Here is a 23,918-nt window from a genome sequence, read left to right as displayed (position 1 = left end):
CCGCAGCCACCTTCGGCTACTCGAAGGTCGCCAGGAACTTCCGCAGCAGGGCATCGAGTTGGGCTTTTTCCTCGGCGCTGAAGCCTTGCGTCAGGCGCTGCTGGTTGGCCACATGGGCTCCGGCCGCGCCTTCAACGGCGGCAAGGCCTGCGCCGGTCAGCGCGATGAGCACACTGCGTCGATCGTCGGGATTGACCACCCGTTCAACCAGGCCCGCTTTCTCCAGCTGGTCGATCCGGTTCGTCATCGTGCCGGAACTCACCATCGTCATCGACAGCAGATCACCGGGCGACAGCCGATAGGGTGTGCCCGAACGCCGAAGCGTCGCGAGCACGTCGAATGAGGAGGAGGAAAGTCCGTGCTGCTGTAGCACCTGCTCGACCTCGCGGGCAAGATGCGTGCTCAGCCGTTTCAGCCGGCCCATGATGCCCATCGCCTCGGTGTCGAGGTCGGGACGCTCCGTACGCCACTGCACAAGTATCTTGTCAACGTGGTCCATTAGCCAACCCGGTTTGTTCAGGAGACTGTTAGCACGGCATATCTTGACGTCAAGATAAATGGCGTTAGATTGTATTTATCTTGAAATAGAGATTCTTGATATGAAGATAACAAAAACACCCGCATCCGATGTGCTGATTACGGCGCTGGCGCCAGCGATCTGGGGCAGCACATATTTTGTGACCACGACCTTCCTTCCGCACGGATATCCGCTGACGGTCGCGTTCCTGCGCGCCTTGCCGGCCGGGCTTCTGTTGCTTGCGATCGTCCGGCAACTGCCCCAGGGAATCTGGTGGCTCCGTGTCTTCGTGCTCGGCGGCCTCAATTTCTCGTTCTTTTGGGCGATGCTGTTCGTCTCGGCCTATCGTTTGCCGGGAGGTGTTGCCGCGACCGTCGGGGCCATTCAGCCGCTCATCGTCATTCTGCTGTCGCGCTCTTCCTCGGCAGGCCGATTCATGCTCTTGCCGTTGGGGCCGGGGTGGTCGGGATTGCAGGTGTTGCTCTGCTTGTGCTCACGCCGAATGCGGCGCTCGACCCGATCGGCGTTGCCGCCGGCATCGCGGGTGCGGTCTCGATGGCGTTCGGCACGGTTCTGACGCGACGTTGGGTTTCGCCGGTGTCGAACCTTGCGCTTACCGCATGGCAGCTCACGGCCGGCGGAATCCTGCTTGCACCGGTCGTCCTGGTTTTCGAACCGGCGCTGCCGGTGCCGACCGCGACCAACGTCTTGGGCATGGCCTATCTTGGCCTGATCGGCGCGGCGTTCACATATCTGCTGTGGTTCCGAGGACTGGCGCGTATCGAGCCCTCGGCTGCATCCTCATTGGGGTTCCTGAGCCCGGTTACGGCCACCCTTCTCGGTTGGCTGGCTCTGGGACAAAGCCTGACGCCCGCGCAAGCCTTCGGTTTCGCGATGGTGCTTGCGAGCGTCTGGCTCAGTCAGCGCACAATCTCGGTCAGGCCCACTCGCCCTGACGCATCACCGGAACACGCGAGCCGTCCGGCTTGATACCATCGATATCGACCTGGCCGGAGCCGATCATCCAGTCGATATGGATCAGGCTCGAATTGCCGCCCTGTGCCTTGATCTGCTCCTGCGTCAGGCTGGCGCCATCGACGAAGCACTTCGAATAGCATTGGCCGAGGGCGATGTGGCACGAGGCGTTTTCATCGAAAAGCGTGTTGTAGAAGAGGATGCCGCTGGCGGAGATTGGTGAGGAATGCGGCACGAGTGCCACCTCGCCGAGCCGGCGCGCGCCTTCGTCGGTATCCAGCACCTTGTTCAGCACTTCCTCGCCGCGCGAAGCCTTTGCCTCGACGATCCGGCCGCCCTCGAAGCGGACCTGGATGTTGTCGATCAGCGTGCCCTGGTGGGAGAGGGGCTTTGTACTCGAAACATGGCCCTCGACCCGCAGCGCGTGCGGCGTCGTAAAGACTTCCTCGGTCGGAATGTTCGGGTTGCAGGTGATGCCGTTCTTGGCAGTTGAGGAGCCTCCGTGCCACTCGTGCCCGTCGGCGAGCCCGACCTTGAGATCGGTGCCGGGGCCCGTGAAATGCAGTGAGGCGAAGCGCTCGCCATTCAGCCAGTGCGAGCGCTTGGCAAGGCTGGCGTTGTGCTCGGTCCAGGCGGCGATCGGGTCGTCGACATCGACACGCGATGCCGCAAAGATCGCCTTGGCAAGCTTGGCGACGGCGATGGCCTCCGGATCATCAGGGAAGACCAGGGCTGCCCATGACGGGTTGGGATAGGAGACGATGTTCCAGTTGATGTCGAAATTCGAGATCTTTTCCAGCGCCGGCTTGTAGGCGGCAGAGTTCGCCCGGTTGGCGCGACCCACCTTTGCCGGATCCTGTTCCGAAAGCAGCATCGGATTATCGCCGGCAACGGCGAGGCGGGCGGCGCCCTTGGCATAGGCCTTGGCCATGCCGTCGTAGAGCCAGTCGGAAGCACGATCGAAGCTCTGATCGTTGCCGTATCTGTAGCGCGCGAGAGTCGATTCCTCGTCGGAATAGAATGCCGATACCAGACCCGCACCCGCCATATAGGCATGCTTCGTGATCAGGCGGACAAGCGGCAGGGCGACCACGGGAGCGGTGATGACCAGATCCTGGCCCGTCTGCAGCTGCAGGCCGACCTTGACGGCCACTTCCGCAAGCTTCTCAAGCTTTACCGGATCCACGGACGTCTGGCTTTGGGGCATATAATTCATGATCGGTCACTCCTCGAACGAAACGGACTGGCCGGTAGACTTAGACCCCTTTGCGGCGAAATTGAAGCTCGCGATCGGCTGTTGGTTGAGCTTAGGCGATAAGAGGTGCAGCGGCAGCGTTCAGCGTCTTTAATGCGTCTTTCGGATCAAGTCGAACCTGCAGCCCGCGCTGCCCGCCATTGATGTAGACCTGCGGCTCCGCAAGAGCAGCCTCTTCGATCGCGGTCGGAACGAGCTTCTTCTGCCCGAACGGGCTGATGCCGCCGACGTGGTAGCCCGTCAGGCGCTCGGCATCCGCAGGCTTCATCATGTTGGCCGACTTGCCGCCGAAGGCGCTTGCAAGCTTCTTCATGCTGACCTCGCGATCGGATGGCACGACAACGCAGACGGCCTTGCCATCGACTTCCGCCATCAGCGTCTTCAACACGCGATGCGGCTCCTCGCCAAGCGCTTCCGCGGCCTGTAGGCCGACGCGCTCCGCGTTCGGGTCGTAATCATAGGTGTGGACCGTAAAGGCAACCCCGGCCTTGCTGAGAACCTGCGTGGCGCGCGTGGTCTTCGACATCGATCAGGCCTTGAAGAAGCTGCCGTAGATCTCGGGCTTGAAGCCAACAAGCAACTTGCCATCAGCCTCGACAACCGGCCGCTTGATCATCGACGGCTGTTCCAGCATCAGAGCAATCGCCTTGTCCTCGTCGAGATTTTCGCGGTCTGCGTCAGGCAGCTTGCGAAAGGTCGTGCCGGCCCGGTTGAGAACCGTTTCCCACCCGGCTTCCTTCGTCCAGGCCTGCAGATGCGCGCGATCGATCCCCACAGCCTTGTAGTCATGAAACTGGTAGGCGATGTCATGCTCTTCCAGCCAGGTTCGGGCCTTCTTCATGGTATCGCAGTTCTTGATGCCGTAGATGGTGACGGTCACTTAGTCCTCCAGCGTTCCAGGCTTGCGCGTTGCCTTGCTGGCAGTCTTGCAAGCAATCTTCATCAGGTCGGCGCGGCGGCGAACCAGCCGCTCGGAGCTGCGCGTCACGATCAGGCCGGCCTGCGGCGCACGAATCTCGAGGCTGCCGTCAGCCATGCCGGGGCGGGTGATCAACGTGGCAAGCACATCGCCTTCGCCAACCCATTCGCCGATATTGCGGTGGAAGAGAACTGTTCCCGCCTCCGGCGCACGGACCATCTCGATATTGTCGAGCGGCACGGCGGGACCGTCGAAAGCGGGCAGTGAGACGGCGGTGTCGACTGCGCCTCTGCTCGCCAGGAATTTCCACAATCCCTCGGCATCCTTCTTCGCCATGTCAGGATAGACGTCACGCCGGCCGCGAAGCTCGACGGTGACGGACAGCTTGCCGGGCAGGCGCGATTGTTTGTCCGGCGTCTCGTATTTCCAGGCAAAGCCGACGGCTTCCTCGAAAGCGGAACTCTCGCCATCGGAGAGGAGAACTGCTTCCATATCCATCGCCGATGCGAGATCGGCGGCCTCTGGCCAGAAAGCCTCGTCGATGTAGGCATATTGCAGCGATTCGTCGTCGCAATGCAGATCGATCACCAGATCGCAGCCGAGCGCCATATGCAGCAGCTGGCGCTTCAGTTTGTCGATGGACGAACGGTTCTCGAGGCCCTCAAGCAACCCGTCACGATCCTTCACCGAGATCAGCGGAAATTCCCTGTTGAAATTGGTGCGCGATCCAAGATCAAAACGTCCCTGAAGCTCGCCGAAATGCGACTGCGCCGCGCCGATCGGATTGGCATGCGGGACGACGATGATGTCGCTCCTGATCTGGCCGGCGCTTTCCGCCTGGCGCAGTCTCTCGCACAGGAAATGGATCAGCGCAGTCCCCGGCAGCTCGTTGGCGTGCAGAGCCGCCTGAATGTAGATTTTCGGCGCCTTGGGATCGCTGCCCTTGAAACGAAGAACCGGCAATCGCCACTCGATGCCCGCGGTGTCGCCCGCAATGATGATCTCGGACGTGTTCATGTCGTTCTCCGCTTTCATGCCTCGTCGCAGGAGCTTTAAGCGAGTTCGATAGGCGGAGGCAAGGTGTTATCCGCGCGCATGCAGGGGCCAGCGCCCGAGTTCTTCGTAGCCGGCGTGGCCTCGGCGATTGTGGAGCAGAACGAATTCGCGTGCGGCCATCACGACCGGCTTCTGCAAGGCGATACGCGGCACCACGTCCCTGTCGTAGAGCAGCGTGGCATGCGGCTGAAAGTTCGGGTTCAGATTGGCGTCTGCACCCAACCGGTGCATCTCGATCGCGATCTGCACATGTAGTTGCCGCAACAGTTCCCGTCCGCCTTTGCCGGCCAGCACGATCGCGTTGTCCTGCGGCAGCAGGAAGGTGATGACATGGTCGAAGGCGAGCTCGAACTGACACGCTTCGATGGCCGTTCCCGCCTGGCGTGCCGCAGCGATGACTGTCTCGGGAATGTGGGCGCTCTTGCCGACACAATAGAGTGAGACGTGTATGGCCGCCGGCGGACGCGGCGATGCGAGGGGGAGGTAGTCCTGCTGCAGCCACTGCCGGATCGCCACGCATTCGTCGAGCGATCGCGAGTCCGGCAAAATCGCAAAGAATAGGCTTTCCCTGTCGAAGCGCGATGGTTGCTGGCGCGTCTTCGGCGAAGCGAAATCGAAAGATGCCTGCAAGCTCTCGTGCATGATCGGCTCCCGGAGCGAGCCCGCTCCCCATTCGTCACGGAAGGCACGGATCGTAACAGTTGATCTTGAAATGACAAGAACAAAAAGAGAACATGCATTCGAACGCACCGTGGGACAAGGCTCTGCCTGCGCAAGAAACGGGTTGAATTCAGGCGGCGGCAGGACGATCTTCAGGGTGACCCAGCAGGGAGGTATGGCCCATGCAACAGGAAGCGCACCACTATCTGATTTTCGAGACGGCCGGCGGCTTCTGCGGCGTCGCCTGGAACGATGTCGGCATAACGCGTTTTCAGCTGCCGACCTCGAGTGCCGAGTCCACCGAGCGGTTGCTGCTGCGCCGCATTCCCGGTGCCGAGCCCGCGATGCCCCCATCTGCCGTGGCCGAGGCTGTCGCGGCTGTGAAGCGTTATTTTAGTGGAGAACCCACGGATTTCTCTGACGTGAAGGTCGATCTTGCTGGTCAGGATGCCTTCTTCAAGCAGGTCTATGACGCCGCACGCCAGATCGGCTGGGGACACACGACCACCTACGGTGCTCTTGCAAAGCAACTTGGCGCAGGCCCGGAGGCCGCCCGCGACGTCGGCCAGGCGATGGCGAAAAACCCGGTCGCCCTGATCATCCCCTGCCACCGCGTGCTAGCGGCCGGAAACAAGATCGGCGGCTTCTCCGCGCCGGGCGGCTCGACGTCCAAGCAGCGGATGCTTGAGCTTGAAGGCGTGAGCCTGGCGCCGCCAAAGCCGGTGCAGCAGTCGCTCGATTTCTGAGGGAGATCGCCTCGAGCGAGGCGATTCTCAAATCATTCCCACTCGATCGTGCCCGGCGGCTTCGAGGTGACGTCGTAGACGACACGATTGATGCCACGCACCTCGTTGATGATACGGGTCGCGGCGCGGCCGAGGAATTCCATGTCGTAGTGGTAGAAGTCCGCTGTCATTCCATCGACGGAGGTGACGGCGCGCAGCGCGCAGACGAATTCGTAGGTTCGGCCGTCGCCCATGACGCCGACGGTCTGGACCGGCAGAAGCACGGCAAAGGCCTGCCAGATGGCGTCGTAGAGACCGGCCTTGCGGATTTCGTCGAGGTAGATCGCGTCGGCTTCGCGGAGAATCTCCAGCTTTTCGCGGGTGATGCCGCCCGGGCAGCGGATCGCGAGACCCGGGCCGGGGAAGGGGTGGCGGCCGATGAATGAGTCGGGCAGCCCGAGTTCCTTGCCGAGCACGCGCACTTCGTCCTTGAAGAGTTCGCGCAGTGGCTCGACGAGCTGCATGTTCATACGTTCAGGAAGGCCGCCGACATTGTGGTGCGACTTGATGGTGACCGACGGGCCGCCAGTGAAGGAAACGCTTTCGATCACATCAGGGTAGAGCGTGCCCTGGCCGAGGAAGTCGGCGCCGCCGAGCTTCTTGGCCTCTTCCTCGAAGGTCTCGATGAACAGGCGACCGATGATCTTGCGCTTGGTCTCGGGATCGGACACGCCTTCGAGCTCGCCGATGAACTTGTCGGACGCGTCGACGTGGATGAGGTGCAGATTGTAGTGTTCGCGGAACATGGCGACAACGTTGGCCGCCTCGTCCTTGCGCATCAGGCCGTGGTCGACCAGTACGCAGGTGAGCTTGTCGCCGATCGCTTCGTGGATCAGCAGCGCTGCAACCGAGCTGTCGACGCCGCCGGAGAGTGCGCAGAGGACGCGCTTGTCGCCGACCTGCTCGCGGATAGCTTCGACCGCCTTCTGGCGATAGGCCGACATCGACCAGTCACCCTTGATGCCGGCGATGTTGTGAATGAAGTTCGCGATCAGCTTGGCACCATCAGGCGTGTGCACCACCTCCGGGTGGAACTGCACGCCGTAATATTGGCGCTTCTCGTCGGCGATGAAGGCGTAGGGCGCGTTCGGCGAGGTCGCGACGACCTTGAAGCCTTCAGGGAGCGCGGTGACGCGGTCGCCGTGGCTCATCCAGACCTGATGGCGCGAGCCCTTCGACCAGAGGCCTTCGAACAGTTCGCTGTCTTCGTCCACCTCGAGGAAGGCGCGGCCGAATTCGCGGTGATGGCCGCTCTCGACCTTGCCGCCGAGCTGCATGCACATCGTCTGCTGGCCGTAGCAGATGCCGAAAACAGGAAGTCCGCTGTTGAAGATGATATCGGGCGCGCGGGGCGAGCCTTCATCGACCGTCGAGGCCGGGCTGCCGGACAGGATCACTGCCTTCGGCTGCAGGCGCTCGAAGCCTTCCTCGGCGGACTGGAAGGGAACGATCTCGCAGTAGACACCCGTTTCGCGCACGCGGCGTGCGATCAGCTGGGTTACCTGGCTGCCGAAATCGACGATGAGAACGCTGTCTGGGTGTGCTGTCTGGGTCATGGCGAGCCTTTAATGAAAAGCACCCGGTCTTGCAATGCGCGAAATCCTCTGGCCGAGGATTTTATTGTGCTGATTGTCCCTATCCCGCAGGGGTTAGAACCAGAATACGCCGTCTTCCAACGCCGTAAACAGGCTGTCGACGGCATAGGAAAGCTTGCGGTCTATGACATGCAGGTATTCTGTCCAGCCGGAGATGTGCTGCAACTCTTCAACGCCGTCGGAAATCCCGCGCAGGCCGATCAGCGGCAGGTCGTAGGCCTGGCAGGCGCGCAGGATCGCGAAGGTCTCCATATCGACCATGTCAGCGGCAATACCGTTATAGGCCTGCCCGGACACGACGTTGCCACCGGTCGACAGGCTCGCTTCCGGGACGCCGGGGATCCTGAGCGGCAGATCGACGACGGCGGGCAGGTCGAGAAACGGTGTGCGCCCCTTCTCGAAGCCGAGCGGCGATGCGTCCATGTCGCGATAGGAGACCGATGTGGCCTGATAGACCTCGGTCTGTTCGAGTTTTGCCGAGCCCGCCGAGCCGAGCGAGACGACGAGATCAGGCAACTCGTCGGTCTGCTGCAACTGCGCCAGGGCTCGTGTGAGGACGATGGCTGCCTCGACCGGACCGACACCCGTCATCAGCGGTTCGAAACGAGAGCGCAGGAACGGGCCGTATTCGGCCTCCGCCGCCATTACGAAGAGAATGGATTTGCCGGCGACCGACTTCAACTCGAACTTCATCCCGAAATGCCCTCTCTGCCACGGATGATCATCATGGTGCTCGTCATGGAAGCGATCAATTTCGCGCCCCCGTCGCCGATCGCGTAGCCGCGCCCGTCTGCAACGATGATGTTCGAGCCCGGCTTGGTGATCTCGCCCCGAAACAGGAAGCGATCGCCGCGGCCCGGCGACATCAGGTTGACCTTGAATTCGATCGTCAGAATTGATGCCTCCGCGTCGATGACGCTGTAGGCGGCAAAGCCGCAGGCGGAGTCGAGCACAGCGGAGATCACGCCGGCATGCAGGATGCCGTGCTGCTGCGTAAGTTTGACGTCGAAAGGCAGCTCGAGCTCGACCATGGCTCGTTCGATGCGGGTCAATTCCGCCCCGAGTGTGTGCAATGCCGCCTGGCGGGCAAAGTTCTGGCGGATTCGCTCGTGGAAATCGCCGCTGTCGGTGTCAGTCATCGTTGTGCCTTTCTTGCAAGCGCGAAAGTGGCATGCTGCGCCGCGTCAGACAAGCGGGTCCCCCGAAATGGGGTGGCTCACCCTGCACTTCGACATCCCGTGCCACGCCGGGCGTAAAGATTGGATTCAGTCTTTTTTGGTAATTCTACGTTAGCCATTGCTTTTCAATGGGTCCCTGGTGGCAGCGAATCTGCTGTCGACATTTGTTTTGCGTGCGGGTTCTTATGCGTTTATCGGCTGCGCCAGCTATCTTCCTTGCTTGCTTCGCTTTGTCGGGCTGCACATCCAGTTTGGGGCCGGACAGCCTCGTCGCTGGCCTACCTTCCCGTGAAACGACAAGCTCCGTGACGCGCCCAAGCGCGCCGGTACCGGCAACGCCGGTGCCGTCAGCGAATGTGGTCGAGGCCGCACCCGAAGCCGCGCCGCACCAGGAGGAACTTGCTTGGGCGGGTCCGGTGCCGCAGCCGCAAGCCTTCACGCCGCAAGCAGGCGTGGCGGCAGCGCCACCCATGCCGTCGGAAAGGCCCGTTGCGATGGTGAGCCCGGCGGTGTTGACACCTGCGGCACCAGACGTCGACAGGGCGCCCCGCACACGCTCGCGGATCTACAGCCATCGCTTCAGCGACGTCAAACCGATCAATTTCGGATCCTCGTCGCCCAGAAAGCTCGCCGTTCATGGCGTCGACGTTTCGCGCTGGCAGGGCGATATCGACTGGCAGAAATTGAGAACACAAGGCGCGAACTTCGTCTACATCAAGTCGACCGACGGTGGCGACCATCTCGACCCGATGTTCCGGAAGAACTGGCGCGACGCCAAGCAGGCCGGAATGAAGCGTGGCGCCTATCACTTCTTCTACTGGTGCCGCACGGCAGGCGAGCAGGCCGACTGGTTCATTCGCAACGTCCCCCGGGAAGCCGGGGCCCTGCCGCCGGTCATCGACGTCGAATGGAATGGTGAATCGAGCTGCAAGCGCCGGCCTTCCCCCGAGAAGGTCCGCGAGAAGATGCAGGTCTTCATGGACAAGCTGGAGAAGCACTACGGCCAGCGCCCGATCATCTACACGGCACCGGATTTCTACCGCGACAACCTCAAGGGCGCGTTCCTCAACTATCCCTTCTGGCTGCGCTCGGTTGCCGCACACCCGTCCAAGGTCTATCCAGGACGCCGGTGGGTGTTCTGGCAGTATTCAGGTTCCGGCATCTCGCATGGCGTCGATGGTCGGATCGACCTGAATGTCTTCCACGGCAGCGAAGCCGACTGGCACGAGTGGGTCGCCAGAGCAGACTGAGGCGCTGTCGGTTCCCTCGCCGCAAAACGATCGGGAGGTCCAGCCATGGCAGAGATTGTGCTGTTTCACCACGCGCTCGGATTGACGCAAGGCGTGGTCGCTCTTGCAGACGATCTGCGGGCCGCAGGCCATGTCGTTCATACGCCTGACCTGTTCGCCGGCCGAACCTTCGAAACCCTGGATCAGGGTGTGCGCTATGCTCAGGAGATCGGGTTCGGCGAGGTCATCCAACGGGGAGCCCGTGCCGTGGACGGCCTTGGGGCCGGTCTCGTCTACGCAGGTCTTTCCCTGGGAGTGCTCCCGGCACAGTATTTGGCGCAGACACGTCCCGGCGCGCGGGGTGCGATCTTCCTTCACGCCTGCTTGCCGCGCTCGGAATTCGGTCCGGCCTGGCCGAAAGACCTGCCTGCGCAGATCCACGCCATGGATGCAGACCCGTTCTTCGTTGGTGACGGTGATATCGAGGCGGCGAAAGCGCTGGCCGGCGAGTCGACTGACGTCAGGCTTTTCCTCTACCCCGGCGATGCACACATCTTTTCCGACCGGTCACTGCCGGTCTATGATCCAGCCGCGGCAGCCGTTCTTGAGCGGCGATTGCTCGCGTTTCTCGCGGATCGGTGATGCCATGTTGCGGCTGGCTGCAAGTCGCTAGTTCAAATAGACGATCGATGAATTGAGCAGCGTCGCGAAACCTACCCATGCGGCATAGGGCGTGAAGAGCAGCGCGGAAATCCGGTCCGATTTCCAGCGGTTGGCGATGAAGGCAAAAATCAGCGCCAGTAGCAGGACGATGACGACGAGCGCAGCCCACGGCATCCTTAAACCGAAAAAGGATGGCGACCAGAGAAAATTCAGCACCATCTGCCAGGCCCATATGAGCATGCCGATGGAGAGGTGCCCGCGCAGCCACGTCCGCGCCCCGGCAATGCCGATCAGGACGTAGAGAACGGACCAGACAGGCCCGAAGATCCAGTCAGGCGGATTGAACGGTGGCTTGGCGAGAGATTGATACCATTCCCCCGGCAGATTGTTGAAGCCGATGACCAGGCCTCCACCCAGCGCGATGGCGATGAAGACGACATAGGTCAGTGCTTTGCTCATCCGCCTGACATAGGGCGGACTACATCCTTGAGCCAGATAGCAGGCGATCTTTTGCGCACAATTCAGACGGTCACAATGCGCACGATGTGCTGATCCCAGGCAACGTCGCTCCGGGTCGAGAGGAACTCGCCGTCATAGGACGATACCGCAAAACCGCTCCTGGCGGCGGCGATGCCTGCCGCGTCGGGCACCAAGTCCTCGCGGAGCACTCGGCCGGTCTTCGTATCGATCGTCACGGAAGCGCCGCCCTTGGGCGATGTGACACCGACCAGCCCTTCCGCTCGATTGACTGCGATCGCGCCGACATAGTTTCCGAGCCGGCGTGTGGTCACTTCCGGCAGGTCGATGAAGCGGAGTTCCTCGCCCTTCGCAAACGAGCCGACGAGGGGCGGCAGGTCGTTGCGGTGCCCTTCGTACTGGCAGGCGAACCAGATGCGGCCACTGTCACCGATGTCGACATGCCGCGTCGAGAGCTGCGCCCACTGCGAAGGTAACGCGTGCTTCTCGATAAGTGCGCCCGTTGCCGCGTCTATGAGCGTCAATGACGGCTGCATGCTGTCGAGGTTGAGCTTTGTGCGGCCGAAATCCGGATGCGTCTCGATCCCGCCATTGGCAACGATCAGCATGCGCCCGTCGTCCGATACCGTCATATCGTGTGGCCCGACGCCGTATGTTTCAAACTCGCCGATCCGCTCGAAGCGGTTTGTCGCGTCATAGAGTCCGATCATGCCCCGGTTGGCGTCGAAGTCATTCTCGCTGGCGTAAAGAATCCGGCCGTCGGGTGAAAAGGCGCCATGCCCATAGAAGTGGCGACCGTCGACAGCCGTGATCACGATTGGTTGGCTCTTGCCGCGGGCGTCGATAATCATCGCATAGGTGCCGGGACGGCGGGCGAATGCGACAGTCTTGCCCGTCATATGGCTGAAGGCCATGCCATGGGCGCGCGCCGGAAGGGCGATTTGATCGATGATCTCGCCGCGCTCCGAGACCGTGGCAATGGCATAGCTTCCGCCTGCCGTTCGCATGCCGGATGCAAAGACGGCGTCCGCCCGCTCAAGCGCCATCAGCGCCCGCGGCTGAAGTGCCGCCAGGAACGTCAGTCCGGCGGCCTTGACGAAACTGCGCCGGTCGATCGCCGAGCTGTTCCACATGGGTTCAGTCGCCGTCAGAGAAAGAGAAGCCGGCCGACAGGCCGATTGCCGAACCGTAGTCGTCGCTGATTCTGGTGATCAGCTCGCGCGAACTGGCAAGTAGGGCGTCGAGCTTTGCTTTCTCGGCAGCGTTTGTCGCGACCTCAATATCGGGGTTGAGCTTCGGCACGGTTTCGAGCAGCGACTTGAAACTTGCATCGATTGCGTCGGCGATGGGCTTCTTGTCCGCAGGCAGAAGTTCGGCCATGCCGGCCTTTTGCCAGAGCGTACGCAGTCCCTCGAGATTGGCCGTCATCGACTTCCAGGTGTTCTTGGAGCGCCAATAGATCGCCATGCGGGGGCGCGGCGTGGTGTCCTTGCCCTTGTAGAACTGCTCGAGCCGCTGATCGCGGACGGTCTCGGCGCCGTGAACGAGAATGCCGAGCAGCGCGGTCACCGCCTCCTTGTTGTCCATGAAGTCTTCGCTCTGCGGGCCGGGATGCTTCCAGCTCGCCTGCACGCCGTCGGGCTTCTCCCAGGCTGCGACGACCTCGCCGGCCTCGCGCTGGATGTTGCCGGCAACTGCTGCGCCATAGAGGCATCGGAAGCTGTTTTTCTGTGTTGTCAGGTCTTCGGAGCCGGTGCCGTAAAGGACGTATTCAAGTGCGGTGAGCCCCTGCAAGGCCACGCTCTTGCCGGCGATCGCATCAACAGTCGTGTCCTTTGGATCTGCCTTGGCGATCAGCGCCTGAACCTGCTTGAGGCCGACGCCCTTGCGATCGGGATAGAACAGGATGTGCTCGAAGAGGTTGTCCTGGATGACAGGCCCGGTCTGGACAATCTCGATGACCGACCAATAGCGGATTGTGTCGTCGAACGCCGATTTCGCCTTGTCAAGCTTCTGCTGCGTCGCGTCTTCGCAGAGATCCTTCATCGCAGTCGTCAGGCGAGCCGCCGATTGCTGGGCATTGCGGTATCCGGGACGAATGACCTCGTCGACTGCTCGCTGCATGACCGCGGACACGGCCTCCTCGTTCAGGCCGGCTTGGGGTGCTGCGGTCTGGGCGACAGCGGAGGAGGCAAGGGCCAGGGAGAGGAGAAGAGGTTGCCAAAGGCGCATCAAAGGGACTCCAGGAATGTAATCAGTGCCTGCCGGTCATCCCCGGGCAGGGATGCAAAAGCGTCACGCGCCTTCTGAGCCTCGCCGCCATGCCAGAGAATCGCTTCGGTGAGATTTCTGGCACGGCCGTCATGGAGAAAAAAGCTGTGCCCGCTGACAGTCTGGGTGAGACCTATACCCCATAGTGGAGGAGTGCGCCATTCACGACCGTTGGCGCTCCCGACTTGTTGTCCATCCGCAAGACCTTCGCCCATGTCGTGCAGCAGGAAATCGGAATAAGGCCAGATCAGCTGGAAGGACTGGGCCTTGTCGGCGCTGTCGCGCCGCGTGACGAACTTCGGCACATGGCAGGATATGCAGCCGCTTTGGTAGAAGATCTTCTTGCCGCGCAAGGTTTCCGGAAAGCTTGCCTTGCGTCGGGCAGGCACGGCGAGGTTCGCGGAATAGAAGGTAACGAGATCGAGGATCGGGCCGGGTGCCTCCTCGTTGCCCAGCCGTTTCTGAACGCCCGTCGGCATGTCACGGCATTTGGCTTCGGCGTCTGTGCAGTCACCATGCGGATCCGGCCGATCCGGAGTTGAAATGCCGATATCGTTGGAGAAGGCGTCCGCGCTCTGGTCGCGCACCGTGGCATTCTGGGCCTTCCATCCGAAGCGACCGAGCGCAAGATTGCCCGTGCGGTGGTCGCGCACGATCGCCGCCTTGCCGTGGATGCCGTCGCCGTTCGCATCGTCCGGATCGGCGTGGGCCAGGATATCCGCCTCGGGAATTGCCTCGATCAGCCCAAGACCGATCATTGCGGGCGCGACACGCGGCGAAATTGTCGTTGCCGGATCGAGCGGCCCCTGCGCGAGGTCCTCCACAGCATAGCTCGGCCGGCGCAGTGAGACGACTTCGCCGTCCCCGAGCGTTACAGCCTCCTCGGTGTAGCGTATGGCCATCTTGCCCTCGGCCGAAAGGCCGGGAACGGCAAGATCCTGCAGCTGGTGTCCGTAGACCGGATCCGGAAAGTTGACTGCCCGGGCTTGTGCGACCGCGTCCTTTTCTTCGGGCGTCTGTGCTGGGCGTGCCAGGCGCAGGAACATCGACGTTGCGCTGGCGCCGCCTTCCGGCGGCTTGCCGCGGCCATCGTTGACATGGCAACTCATGCACGAGCGGGCATTGAAAAGCGGCCCAAGACCGTCGGATGCCTGGGTGGAAGAGGGCGCGGACACCCATAGCTTCTTGAACAGCGCGTTGCCGAGCCGGAAGTTCTGTTCTTCCTCGAAGGGTATGTTGGCGGAGATGTGCGAGAACGAGTCTTCCGTGACCGGATCGATCGAGGTCGCGGCACCTGCCTGCATCGCTTCATACTGCTCGGCTTTGGAAAAGTCGGTCGTCGGTCGCGTAACGTCCGTGACGCGCTTCTGGTCGGCAGCAGAGAGGTCGGTACGCCTTGTGGAGAGATCGAGATCCGAAGCGGCGGCGACGGAAACGACGGCGAACGCGGCGCAGAGTATGAGGCAACTGGATAGGCCGCGAGCCGGAATAGGCAGCATTTTCGAAATTCGGGCCGCCTCGGAAGCGAAGCGGCCCGCCTTTTCACTTATTGGAAGACGGCGCTAGGATTATCCAGGCTGTCTGAACCTTCAAGCTTCACCGTGCCGAGATCGAATGCGGCAATAACGCGCTGCACCGATTTGGTCTGGTCGATGAGACCGTCGATGGCAGCCTGAACGACAGCGTTGCCCTTCTTGTTGCCCTCGGCGATCATCTGGTCGTACTTCTCGACGTTCTGACCGCGCTTGGCCATGATCTGCATGGCGTTGAGCGTCTTCTTGAGCTTGGCCTGCATTTCCTCGTCAAGCTTCTTGTCCTTGGCGGCAACGAGATCGTGCAGCGACGGACCCTTCATCTTCGTACCGTCAACGCGGGTATAATCGCCCGTGTAGGCGGAGGCGATACCGATCGCGTCGTTGAAGTGCGAGTTGTAGGTATTGTCGGAGAAGCAATCGTGCTCTTCTTCCGGATCGTGCAGCAGCAGGCCGAGTTTCATGCGCTCGCCGGCCAGTTCGCCGTAGGAGAGCGAGCCCATGCCGGTGAGGATGGCCACGAGGCCAGCCTTCGGATCCGCTTCGACATGCTTGGTGGCTTCGCCATCAGGCGCCCAGTTGTTGGTCATTTCCTGAAGATCGGAAACGAGCAGCGTCGAGGCGGATTTCAGATATTCGGCGCGGCGATCGCAATTGCCATGCGTGCAGTTCTTCAGGTCGTAGTCGGTGGCCGGGCGATTGCCCGCGCCAGGTCCTGTGCCGTTGAGGTCTTGGCCCCAGAGCAGGAATTCGATCGCGTGGTAGCCCGTTGCGACGTTGGCTTCGACGCCGCCTGCTTCCTGCAGAGTGCCCGACAGGAATTCAGGCGTCAGCTTCGACGCATCGACATCCTTGCCGTCGATCTTGATGGTCTTGTTGGCGATGACATTGGCGACGTAGAGCGAGTTCTCGTCACTTTCGGTGCCGTAGGACGGATCGACGTAATCGATCAGGCCTTCATCGAGTGGCCAGGCATTCACCTTGCCTTCCCAGTCGTCAACGATCGGGTTGCCGAAACGGTAGACTTCCGTCTGCTGGTACGGCGCGCGGGCCTTGATCCAGGCTGCGCGTGCTGCCTTCAGTGTCTTGTCCGTCGGGCTCTTGAGCAGGGCGTCGATCGCAGCGTCGAGGGCTTTCGCCGTCGTCAGCGAATCTTCGTACTTGGCATGCGCAACTTCGGCATAGTGCTTGACGACTGCTGCAGCGTCCGGTGCCGCGTAGGCGGGAATGGCGAACAAAGCGGTTGGGGCCACCGCCAGCGCCACAGCTGCGCAGAAATTCCTGTTGAGTTTCATGATCCTCTCCTGTGCGGACATTACGTCTGACGTCCGACGAAAAACCCTTCGCGCAAAAGCAAACTGGTGTCAAACACTCTAGTTTGGAATGATTTTAAGTAGATCCGCCGCATTGCCGAGCGGCTGAAGTGAGGCTCAGCCCTTGCGCTGCATGCGACAGAAAAAGAAGCCATCCGTATCCGTGGAGGCAGGCGTCAGCGTGATGGTCTTGCCGTCGGACGAGCGAGGACGCGGGCTGTCCTTTCCGAACAAACCGTCCCAGGCAGGCAGGGCGCTGACGATCTCGTAGTCTGCATTTTCCGCGGTAAACCGCCGGACCTGTTCCTCATTCTCCTGCGGCAGCACCGAGCAGGTCACATAGATGAGTTCGCCGCCCGGGCGGACAAAGGCGCTGGCCTGCTTGAGCGCATCCTGCTGCTGGGCAGTGCGCTCGTCGAGGTTCTTTGCGGTCAGCCGCCATTTGGTGTCGGGCCGCCGCCGCCAGGTGCCGGTTCCCGTGCACGGCGCGTCGACCAGCACCTTGTCGCAACGCTCGTTGAGGCTCTTCAGCGCCTTGGCGTCATCATGGACCTGGACGTTGCGGGTTCCCGCACGCTTCAACCGCTCGATGATCGGGGCAAGCCGCTTGCGATCCGCATCATAGGCATGAACCTGGCCCTTGTTGTGCATGGCCGCCGACATGGCGAGCGTCTTGCCGCCGCCGCCCGCGCAGTAATCGAGAACCTGTTCGCCGTCTTTCGGGAGCACGAGATCGGCCACGATCTGCGACCCTTCGTCCTGCACTTCGAACCAGCCTTTTTGGAACGAAAGCTCGGCTGTCACGTTTGGAAGCCGTGAGGCACCTTCGCCGGCGGGAATCCGGATCCCGTAGCGCGCGATCTTAGCCTCTTGTGCACCGGCTCTTTCGAGCGCCTTCACCGCCTTGTCGCGGGTGGCCTTGAGGATGTTGGCGCGCAGATCAAGTGTAGGACGCCCGGCAAGGGCCTGCGCCTCGGCAAGCCAACTATCGCCGAAGGCACTTTCGAAGGAGGATTGAACCCATTCGGGGATGTCGCCCTGGATATGAGCAGGAGCATCCGTCAGCTGACGGTCCTTGAAGGCGGACAGTTGCGCTGCGGAAAGCGGGCTCGGCGCGAACCTGTCGTCCGTAAGTTCTGCGGCAAGGCTTTCCGGTGTGAAGCCCCACTGCCGAAACATCACGGCGTAGGCAATCGCGGATGCGCTGTCATCGTCCATCAGCCAGGCGTGGGAGAGGCGCATGCGAAGCGCATCGTAGACGATGTTGCCGATCGCGGCGCGATCGCCGGATCCGGCGAAGCGGTGCGCGAGGCCCCAGTCCTTCAGGGCATCGGCGACAGGCCGTCTGCGGGCATCGATATCTGCAAGAACCGAAATCGCCCCTTCGAGCCGTCCGCCCAAACGCATTCACACAGCTCCTAGTCGCTTTGGATCAAAATACCAGGCTTGTGAACAATCTGCAGGAAGCGCGACAGACGCAGCAGATTGTACACAAGTCAGCAATCGCGTCGTACTCGCGATTGGTGGCAAGAGCAAGCGGCCCTTCGGACCTGCAGATGCTTTAGCCTATGACCTCGTAGCAGACCTTCGCGGTACCGCTGCTGACCATACCAATGTCCTGGGCGGCGGCGCGGGAGAGATCGAGCACGCGGCCGCGAATGAAGGGGCCACGATCGTTGACACGGACGACGACACTGCGTCCGTTCTTGCGGTTGGTAACTTTCAGCTTCGTGCCAAATGCCAGTGAACGATGTGCTGCAGTATTGATGGCCGGGTTCATACGTTCCCCGGAGGCGGTTTTGGAGCGAAGTGCGTACCAGGAAGCGCCACCACAACCATTTGCAGCAAATCCTTCAACAGGAAGGATGGTAGAACAGGCTGCAATAGTTGCTGCGGCGATAACAGAACGGCAGATTTTCTTCAAAACGGATTGTCCCTCAATTGTTGAACTTGCGCCTTGTGGGCGGTGGGAGGGTTGAATCCGGCCAAGTGTGGCGAAAAAGTGCCCCCAATTATCACGGAATATTACAGAGCGTAATATTTGTGATGGCTAGATGCGCGGCAAGGCGCCGCAGAAAATCTTAAAGATGGAAAAAAAGGTAATGAAATCAAGTCAAATTCGAACGTTTTTTGCAAGGGTTGATCTACGCAACCCAAGATCACAAAATTAGAGAAAATAATTTTGCGCGCCTGCCACAATTGATGCCCCATTTGAGCAAATTCAGAGGCCGTTAACTATAGTAACGCGCTAGATTATTCGTGACTAATGAACGAGGAAGGAATTTTCTACCTGTCGATCGTGCCGCCTTCGGTCGATTAGAGCAACCATAGGAAGCAATTTTTGCCACTCGCTCTCGCTGCACTGGCGAGGGTCGTGCATAATTAACCCGCGCTTGTCGAAAACGGAGGCGTCCAAACGTCTTTACCTTGCAAACGCGCAGGTGGTGCGCGTCTCGATCAACTGGGAGAGGGAGGCCGACAAGTCATGAGCATATCCTATCGTTGGATCATTGTTGCTGCCGGGGCGTTGATGACCTGCGTTGCGCTTGGTGCGATGTTCTCGCTGGCAATTTTCCAGGAACCAATAGCAACCGCGACCGGCTGGTCCCACGCGGGCATTGCCAGTGCAATGACGCTCAATTTCATCGTGATGGGGATCGGTGGCTTTCTCTGGGGGGCTGCAAGCGATCGCTTTGGCGCGCGAGTTGTCGTCTTGATCGGCTCTGCCGGTCTCGGACTGGCCCTCGTCCTGGCGAGCCGCGCGGAAACGCTCCTACAGTTCCAGCTGACCTACGGGATCCTGGTGGGACTGGCGGCCAGCACGTTCTTCGCACCGATGATCGCAACGACAACGGGCTGGTTCGAGGAGAACCGCAGCCTTGCCGTTTCGCTGGTTTCCGCCGGCATGGGCGTTGCACCGATGACGATTTCGCCCTTCGCTCGCTGGCTCATATCAGCCTATGACTGGCGAACCGCAATGCTGCTGATTGGCGTTGCCGCCTGGGTGCTGCTGATACCGGCAGCCCTGCTCGTGCGCCGCCCGCCAACCGACACCAGTGACGACGCCGCAGCCGTCGGCATGGCGGGCAGCGAGCAACCCAAACTCTCGCAGGTGTTCCGTTCACCGCAATTCATTGTTCTAGGCCTGACGTTCTTTGCCTGCTGCGCAGCGCATTCCGGCCCGATCTTTCACATGGTCAGCTATGCCACGATCTGCGGCATTGCACCGATGGCTGCCGTCAGCATCTACAGCGTCGAGGGGCTCGCGGGCCTCGGCGGTCGTCTTCTCTATGGTGGGCTTGCCGACAGGATCGGGGTAAAGCCGGTTCTCGTCGCCGGTTTGCTCGTTCAGGCCATCGCGCTTGCAGCCTATCTCTTCGTCAGCCGTCTTGGCGAATTCTATGCACTCGCAATCATCTTCGGGAGTGCCTATGGCGGCGTGATGCCGCTTTATGCGGTGCTCGCCCGGGAATATTTCGGACCGCGCATCGTCGGCACCGTGTTTGGTGCAGCCACCATGCTCTCCAGCCTCGGGATGGCCTTTGGCCCGCTGATCGGGGGCTGGATCTTTGACACCTACGCCAATTATTCCTGGCTATTCATCGGATCCGCGCTGGTCGGGCTCGGGGCAGCGGCGATAGCACTTGCATTCCCGCCGCTCGCACGGGCAAAGGCCGAACCGGTTCTTGGCGTCTCGGCCTGACGCGCGGTTATCCTCGCCAGCTGTTGCTCTGCATCAGCTGCGCGAGGGAGGCGGGATAATTCGGGAAGGCGAACGCGAAGCCTGCCGCCTTCAGCTTGGCGTTCGAGACCCGCTTGTTCTCGCCATAGAAGGACCGCGCCATCGACGTCAGTTCCGCCGTCTCGAAAGGCTGCTCCGGCGGCGGCTCGACGCCCATCAGGCGCGCAGCCTCGACGATAACGTCCTGGGGAGGGCCGGGCAGATCGTCCGTCACATTATATATGCCGCCGAACCCGTGCGCGGCGAGGAACCGCGTCGCCGCGCCGATATCTTCCACCCGGATCCGGTTGAAGACCTGATCCTTCTTGATCAGCCGCCGTGCCGTGCCGCGTTCCAGATTGCAGAAGGCGTTGCGGCCTGGGCCATAGATGCCGGAGAGGCGGAGGACCGCTGACGGAATGCCAGCCTCGGCGCCGATCGCAAGCCAGCCTTCTTCCGCTTCCAGGCGCTCCTTGGAGCGGCCGGAAACCGGCGTACATGGCGTATCCTCGGTAACCCAGTTGCCCTTGTGGTCGCCATAGACACCCACCGTGGAGAGGTAGCCGATCCACTGAAGCGCGGGCATCATGTCCGGCAACCGATCGTTGACGAGCCGGATCAGAGGATCCCCATTGTCACGTGGCGCGATGGATTGCACGAGATGTGTCGCGCTTCCCATAGCCTCACTCAATTGCTCGTCCAGCACGTCGCCGTCGAAGACAAACGCGTCTATGCCCTGGCTGCGGAGAAGGGTCGCCTTGTCTTCCGAGCGCGTCGTCCCGGACACCCGCGCGCCGTCTGCCATGAAGGCCTTGGCGATCGCGGTTCCCGAGTAGCCGCAGCCGAAAATCATCACATGCATCAAACCGCTCCCGCCAATCGCCATTCGTCCAGCACGTCGCCGTCCGACTCATCTGGCCTTTGTGCCGCAAAGGCCGAAAATTCTCCAGCCTCCAGAATGCGCGAAAGCGCCCAGACTGCCATGCCGCGGACAACGGGCGAGGCGTCGCGCGCGAGTTCTCGACAGCGCGCGGCAAATTGCGCGTCGCCCGAATTGCCGGCGGCAACCAGCACATTGCGGATGAACCGGTCGCGGCCGATCCGCTTGACCGGCGATCCGCTGAAAAATGCGCGAAAGCCAGGATCGTCGAGACTGAGCAGGTAAGCGATCGATGGCTCCTTCAGATCTTCGCGTGCCTGGAGCTTCATTTCCGAGGCCTCATGGGCGAACTTGTTCCAGGGGCAGGCAGCGAGGCAATCGTCACAGCCATAGATCCGGTTGCCGATCAGGGGTCGCAACGCCGGATCGATCGGTCCCTTGTGCTCGATAGTGAGATAGGAGATGCAGCGCCGCGCGTCGATCTGATAGGGCGCTGGGAAGGCGTTGGTCGGGCAGATATCGAGACAGGCGCGGCATGAACCGCAGTGATCGACCTCGGCAGTATCGAGGTTCAGGTCTGCAGTCGTGAACATCGAGCCGAGGAAAAGCCAGGAGCCGTGCTCGCGGCTCACAAGGTTCGTGTGCTTGCCCTGCCAGCCGAGGCCAGCGGCGGCCGCCAGCGGTTTTTCCATTACCGGCGCGGTGTCGACGAAGACCTTGACATCTGCCCCTGCGCGGGCGGCAAAGCGCGTCGCGATCTCTTTCAGCCGGCCCTTGATGACATCATGATAGTCCCGGTTTCGCGCGTAGACGGAGATCGCAGCCTTGTCGGGCCTTGTCAGAATGGCGCGAGGATCCTCGTCTGGACCGTAGTTGAGGCCGAAAACGACAACAGACCGGACGTCGCTCCAGAGCGTGCGCGGATCGCCGCGCCTGTCGCGGGTTTCCGCCATCCATTCCATCGTGCCGTGCCGCCCGGCATTGATGAACTCGCCGAGTCGTTCTTTGGCTTCGGGAATGGCGTCGGGCCGGGTGATGCGACAGAGATCGAATCCCTGTGCCCGCGCTTCCGTCTGAACGAAAGCGGTCAGTGTGTCGCGGCGCTTCTGCTCCTTGTTCTCCGTGGCCATCGAAGGCCCTCGTCAGAAATCCAGATCGGCGTAATGCGAAACCGGTGTCAGGCCGCGCACGCGCTCGGTGAGCAGCGGACGGAAGGAGGGGCGCGACTTCAGGCGCTGATACCACTCCTTCACGACAGGCGCTTCCGACCAGTCGATCTCGCCGAGATAATCGAGAATGGAGACGGCCGATGCGGCCGCGAGATCGGCATAGCTCATCCGGTCACCAGCCAGCCATTGGCGCGAGCCCGAGAGCCAGGTCAGATATTTCATATGCTGGCGAATGTTTGCCCGGGCCGTGCGCAGAATCTTCGAATCCGGAGCGCCGCCACCTTGATCCGCCGTCATCTGGAGCTTGTAGACGCGCTCGCGGGCTAGCGGCTTGGTCACGTCGGTTTCCATCTTCTGCATGAACCATTCCGTCAGCCGGCGAATCTCCGCGCGCTGGAATGGATCTTCGGCGAGCAGGCGGCGATCACGCTTCAGGACCCCGTGCGTCTCGTCGAGGTATTCGGAGATCACTGTAGCGCCGCACAGCGCCCGCATGCTGTCATCGACATAGACCGGCAATGTACCGGCCGGGTTGAGCGCGAGAAAATCCCGGCGCTTCTCCCAGGTCTGCTCCTCGATAAGGTCCGCCTGATAGCCGTATTCCGTCAGGATCAGCCGAACGAAGCGTGATGCGGATGACATGGGGTGATGATAGAGCGTGGGCATCGATTCTCGGATTTTTTGACGGGCGGTGGCATTTTGCAAGGGTGCGTCTGTCTGCGCCCTAGTCATGACTCATTCGTTGAAGCTATAGGAGCTTGGCCCTTCCAACACAAGCGGAACGGGCCGTTACGTTGTCGGACAAAGGATAAAACATGGCTGACATCCTCAGTGCGCTTATACTTGGCCTGATCGAGGGCCTTACCGAATTCATTCCGGTTTCATCGACGGCCCACGTGCTTCTGGCAGGCCACTTTCTCGGCTTCCGCTCGCCTGGTAACTCGTTTGCGGTCCTGATCCAGTTGGGCGCGATCCTCGCGATTCTGCTCGTCTATTTTCAGAAGTTGTTGCATATCGCCATGGCGCTGCCCAGCAATGCGCGCGCCCGCCATTTCGTCCTCTCGGTGCTGTTCGGCTTCCTCCCGGCCGCGGTGATCGGAGCTCTGGCGCATGATTTCATCAAGAAGGTGTTGTTCGAAACGCCGATGCTGATCTGCATCGTGCTGATCGTCGGCGGCGTCATTCTGCTCGCGGTCGACAAGATCCAATTCAAGCCCCGCTATCACGACGCGATGGATTTCTCCTGGCCAATGGCAATCGGTATCGGTTTCTTCCAGTGCCTTGCCATGGTGCCCGGCACCTCTCGCTCCGGCGCCACGATTGTCGGCGCGCTGTTGATGGGAGCGGACAAGCGGTCGGCCGCCGAGTTCTCGTTCTTCCTCGCCATGCCGACAATGGTCGGCGCTTTCGCGCTCGATCTCTACAAGACGCGGAATGAGCTGAGTTTCGATGACGGCCTGTTGATCGGGATCGGCTTTGTCGCAGCCTTCGTTACGGCACTCTTCGTCGTGCGTTCGCTGCTGGATTTCGTGTCCCGCCGTGGCTACGCGCCGTTCGCCTGGTGGCGAATCTTCGTAGGCGCTGCCGGTCTGGTGGGGCTTGCCCTGGTGGGCTAGTCTTCCCGGAGCAGGGGACAAGAAAGAGGCCGGCACCAAAGGGTGGCCGGCCTTTTTTGTTATCGGCTGATGGAGCCGGTCTCGCAGGGGTCGACGCCATAGGCCGG

The 23,918-nt window shown here is 61.4% G+C and carries 24 protein-coding genes and 1 pseudogene; 6 read left to right on the top strand and 19 right to left on the bottom strand.

Annotation, left to right across the window (positions count from 1 at the left end; genetic code table 11):
• Positions 1–16: 16 nt before the first annotated feature.
• Positions 17–499: a MarR family winged helix-turn-helix transcriptional regulator gene (locus tag JNB88_RS01865; RefSeq protein ID WP_220354063.1), complete on the bottom strand. Its 483-nt coding sequence runs from the start codon at positions 497–499 to the stop codon at positions 17–19.
• Between the two features lie 100 nt (positions 500–599).
• On the opposite strand from JNB88_RS01865, the pseudogene JNB88_RS01860 reads away from it, so the two are divergent.
• Positions 600–1,507: pseudogene (locus JNB88_RS01860) on the top strand (EamA family transporter).
• Here JNB88_RS01860 and JNB88_RS01855 read toward each other — a convergent pair.
• The 5 genes from JNB88_RS01855 to JNB88_RS01835 all read right to left on the bottom strand — a co-directional run bounded on the left by JNB88_RS01855 (position 1,455) and on the right by JNB88_RS01835 (position 5,364).
• Entirely contained in the window at positions 1,455–2,708 is a 1,254-nt protein-coding gene (locus tag JNB88_RS01855) for an aminopeptidase (protein WP_037130725.1), read from the bottom strand. The pseudogene JNB88_RS01860 and the gene JNB88_RS01855 overlap by 53 nt on opposite strands.
• Positions 2,709–2,799: 91 nt before the next feature.
• Positions 2,800–3,273: a Cys-tRNA(Pro) deacylase gene (ybaK, locus tag JNB88_RS01850; RefSeq protein ID WP_220354062.1), complete on the bottom strand. Its 474-nt coding sequence runs from the start codon at positions 3,271–3,273 to the stop codon at positions 2,800–2,802.
• A 3-nt stretch (positions 3,274–3,276) separates the two neighbouring features.
• Positions 3,277–3,627, bottom strand: a complete 351-nt coding sequence (locus JNB88_RS01845; protein ID WP_220354061.1) for an ArsC family reductase — start codon at positions 3,625–3,627, stop codon at positions 3,277–3,279.
• A complete protein-coding gene (locus JNB88_RS01840; RefSeq protein WP_220354060.1) occupies positions 3,628–4,683 on the bottom strand; it encodes a M14 family zinc carboxypeptidase in 1,056 nt (351 codons plus the stop codon). It abuts the gene before it with no gap.
• 66 nt (positions 4,684–4,749) lie between these two features.
• A complete protein-coding gene (locus tag JNB88_RS01835; RefSeq protein ID WP_220354059.1) occupies positions 4,750–5,364 on the bottom strand; it encodes a 2'-5' RNA ligase family protein in 615 nt (204 codons plus the stop codon).
• A gap of 200 nt (positions 5,365–5,564) precedes the next feature.
• Here JNB88_RS01835 and JNB88_RS01830 point away from each other — a divergent pair, with 200 nt between their 5' ends.
• Positions 5,565–6,128 carry a methylated-DNA--[protein]-cysteine S-methyltransferase gene (locus JNB88_RS01830; RefSeq protein WP_220354058.1) on the top strand — a complete coding sequence of 188 codons (564 nt, stop codon included), beginning with the start codon at positions 5,565–5,567 and terminating at the stop codon, positions 6,126–6,128.
• A gap of 32 nt (positions 6,129–6,160) precedes the next feature.
• On the opposite strand, the gene guaA is transcribed toward JNB88_RS01830, so the two are convergent.
• From guaA to JNB88_RS01815, 3 genes are all read right to left on the bottom strand, one after another.
• Positions 6,161–7,723: a glutamine-hydrolyzing GMP synthase gene (guaA, locus tag JNB88_RS01825; protein ID WP_220354057.1), complete on the bottom strand. Its 1,563-nt coding sequence runs from the start codon at positions 7,721–7,723 to the stop codon at positions 6,161–6,163.
• A gap of 93 nt (positions 7,724–7,816) precedes the next feature.
• Positions 7,817–8,455, bottom strand: a complete 639-nt coding sequence (locus tag JNB88_RS01820; protein WP_220354056.1) for a 5'-methylthioadenosine/S-adenosylhomocysteine nucleosidase — start codon at positions 8,453–8,455, stop codon at positions 7,817–7,819.
• Positions 8,452–8,901 carry a PaaI family thioesterase gene (locus tag JNB88_RS01815; RefSeq protein WP_037130704.1) on the bottom strand — a complete coding sequence of 150 codons (450 nt, stop codon included), beginning with the start codon at positions 8,899–8,901 and terminating at the stop codon, positions 8,452–8,454. Before JNB88_RS01815 ends, JNB88_RS01820 begins: the two co-directional genes overlap by 4 nt.
• A 224-nt stretch (positions 8,902–9,125) precedes the next feature.
• Here JNB88_RS01815 and JNB88_RS01810 point away from each other — a divergent pair, with 224 nt between their 5' ends.
• Both JNB88_RS01810 and JNB88_RS01805 read left to right on the top strand, forming a co-directional pair.
• The gene (locus JNB88_RS01810) at positions 9,126–10,190 is read left to right on the top strand and encodes a glycoside hydrolase family 25 protein (protein WP_220354055.1); all 1,065 of its coding nucleotides are present in this window, start codon (positions 9,126–9,128) and stop codon (positions 10,188–10,190) included.
• A gap of 45 nt (positions 10,191–10,235) precedes the next feature.
• Positions 10,236–10,811: a dienelactone hydrolase family protein gene (locus tag JNB88_RS01805; protein ID WP_220354054.1), complete on the top strand. Its 576-nt coding sequence runs from the start codon at positions 10,236–10,238 to the stop codon at positions 10,809–10,811.
• Between the two features lie 27 nt (positions 10,812–10,838).
• On the opposite strand, the gene JNB88_RS01800 is transcribed toward JNB88_RS01805, so the two are convergent.
• The 7 genes from JNB88_RS01800 to JNB88_RS01770 form a co-directional block, all read right to left on the bottom strand.
• Positions 10,839–11,291 carry a TspO/MBR family protein gene (locus JNB88_RS01800; RefSeq protein WP_220354053.1) on the bottom strand — a complete coding sequence of 151 codons (453 nt, stop codon included), beginning with the start codon at positions 11,289–11,291 and terminating at the stop codon, positions 10,839–10,841.
• A 62-nt stretch (positions 11,292–11,353) separates the two neighbouring features.
• Positions 11,354–12,442, bottom strand: a complete 1,089-nt coding sequence (locus JNB88_RS01795; RefSeq protein ID WP_220354052.1) for a DUF1513 domain-containing protein — start codon at positions 12,440–12,442, stop codon at positions 11,354–11,356.
• Positions 12,443–12,446: 4 nt separating this feature from the next.
• Positions 12,447–13,541 (bottom strand): imelysin family protein, encoded by a 1,095-nt coding sequence (locus JNB88_RS01790; protein WP_220354051.1) that lies wholly within the window; start codon positions 13,539–13,541, stop codon positions 12,447–12,449.
• Positions 13,541–15,079 carry a di-heme oxidoreductase family protein gene (locus JNB88_RS01785; RefSeq protein ID WP_220354050.1) on the bottom strand — a complete coding sequence of 513 codons (1,539 nt, stop codon included), beginning with the start codon at positions 15,077–15,079 and terminating at the stop codon, positions 13,541–13,543. The genes JNB88_RS01790 and JNB88_RS01785 overlap by 1 nt, the downstream gene beginning before the upstream one ends.
• A gap of 47 nt (positions 15,080–15,126) precedes the next feature.
• A complete protein-coding gene (locus JNB88_RS01780) occupies positions 15,127–16,407 on the bottom strand; it encodes an imelysin family protein (RefSeq protein ID WP_220354049.1) in 1,281 nt (426 codons plus the stop codon).
• A gap of 135 nt (positions 16,408–16,542) precedes the next feature.
• Positions 16,543–17,832 (bottom strand): RsmB/NOP family class I SAM-dependent RNA methyltransferase, encoded by a 1,290-nt coding sequence (locus JNB88_RS01775; protein WP_220354048.1) that lies wholly within the window; start codon positions 17,830–17,832, stop codon positions 16,543–16,545.
• A gap of 154 nt (positions 17,833–17,986) precedes the next feature.
• Positions 17,987–18,349 (bottom strand): septal ring lytic transglycosylase RlpA family protein, encoded by a 363-nt coding sequence (locus JNB88_RS01770; RefSeq protein WP_037130688.1) that lies wholly within the window; start codon positions 18,347–18,349, stop codon positions 17,987–17,989.
• 561 nt (positions 18,350–18,910) lie between these two features.
• Between JNB88_RS01770 and JNB88_RS01765 the strand changes: the two genes are divergently transcribed.
• Positions 18,911–20,128, top strand: coding sequence for an MFS transporter (locus JNB88_RS01765; protein WP_220354047.1), 1,218 nt, complete (start codon positions 18,911–18,913; stop codon positions 20,126–20,128).
• A gap of 7 nt (positions 20,129–20,135) precedes the next feature.
• Here the strand turns inward: JNB88_RS01765 and JNB88_RS01760 are convergent, their stop codons facing one another.
• Genes JNB88_RS01760 through JNB88_RS01750 form a run of 3 tightly spaced genes read right to left on the bottom strand, consistent with a single transcriptional unit; the run spans position 20,136 to position 22,861 of the window.
• Positions 20,136–21,008: an SDR family oxidoreductase gene (locus JNB88_RS01760; protein ID WP_220354046.1), complete on the bottom strand. Its 873-nt coding sequence runs from the start codon at positions 21,006–21,008 to the stop codon at positions 20,136–20,138.
• On the bottom strand, positions 21,008–22,156 hold the full coding sequence (gene queG / locus JNB88_RS01755; RefSeq protein WP_220354045.1) for a tRNA epoxyqueuosine(34) reductase QueG: 1,149 nt from the start codon (positions 22,154–22,156) through the stop codon (positions 21,008–21,010). The genes JNB88_RS01760 and queG overlap by 1 nt, the downstream gene beginning before the upstream one ends.
• Positions 22,157–22,168: 12 nt before the next feature.
• Positions 22,169–22,861 (bottom strand): glutathione S-transferase family protein, encoded by a 693-nt coding sequence (locus tag JNB88_RS01750; protein ID WP_037130679.1) that lies wholly within the window; start codon positions 22,859–22,861, stop codon positions 22,169–22,171.
• Positions 22,862–23,010: 149 nt separating this feature from the next.
• Here JNB88_RS01750 and JNB88_RS01745 point away from each other — a divergent pair, with 149 nt between their 5' ends.
• Entirely contained in the window at positions 23,011–23,811 is an 801-nt protein-coding gene (locus JNB88_RS01745) for an undecaprenyl-diphosphate phosphatase (RefSeq protein ID WP_220354044.1), read from the top strand.
• The last annotated feature ends 107 nt before the right edge of the window (positions 23,812–23,918 follow it).

The organism is Rhizobium cauense (genome assembly GCF_019511525.1).
GTDB lineage: Bacteria > Pseudomonadota > Alphaproteobacteria > Rhizobiales > Rhizobiaceae > Rhizobium > Rhizobium cauense.
Note: the sequence above shows the minus strand (reverse complement) of the source record. Positions and strands in the feature narration are given on the sequence as shown.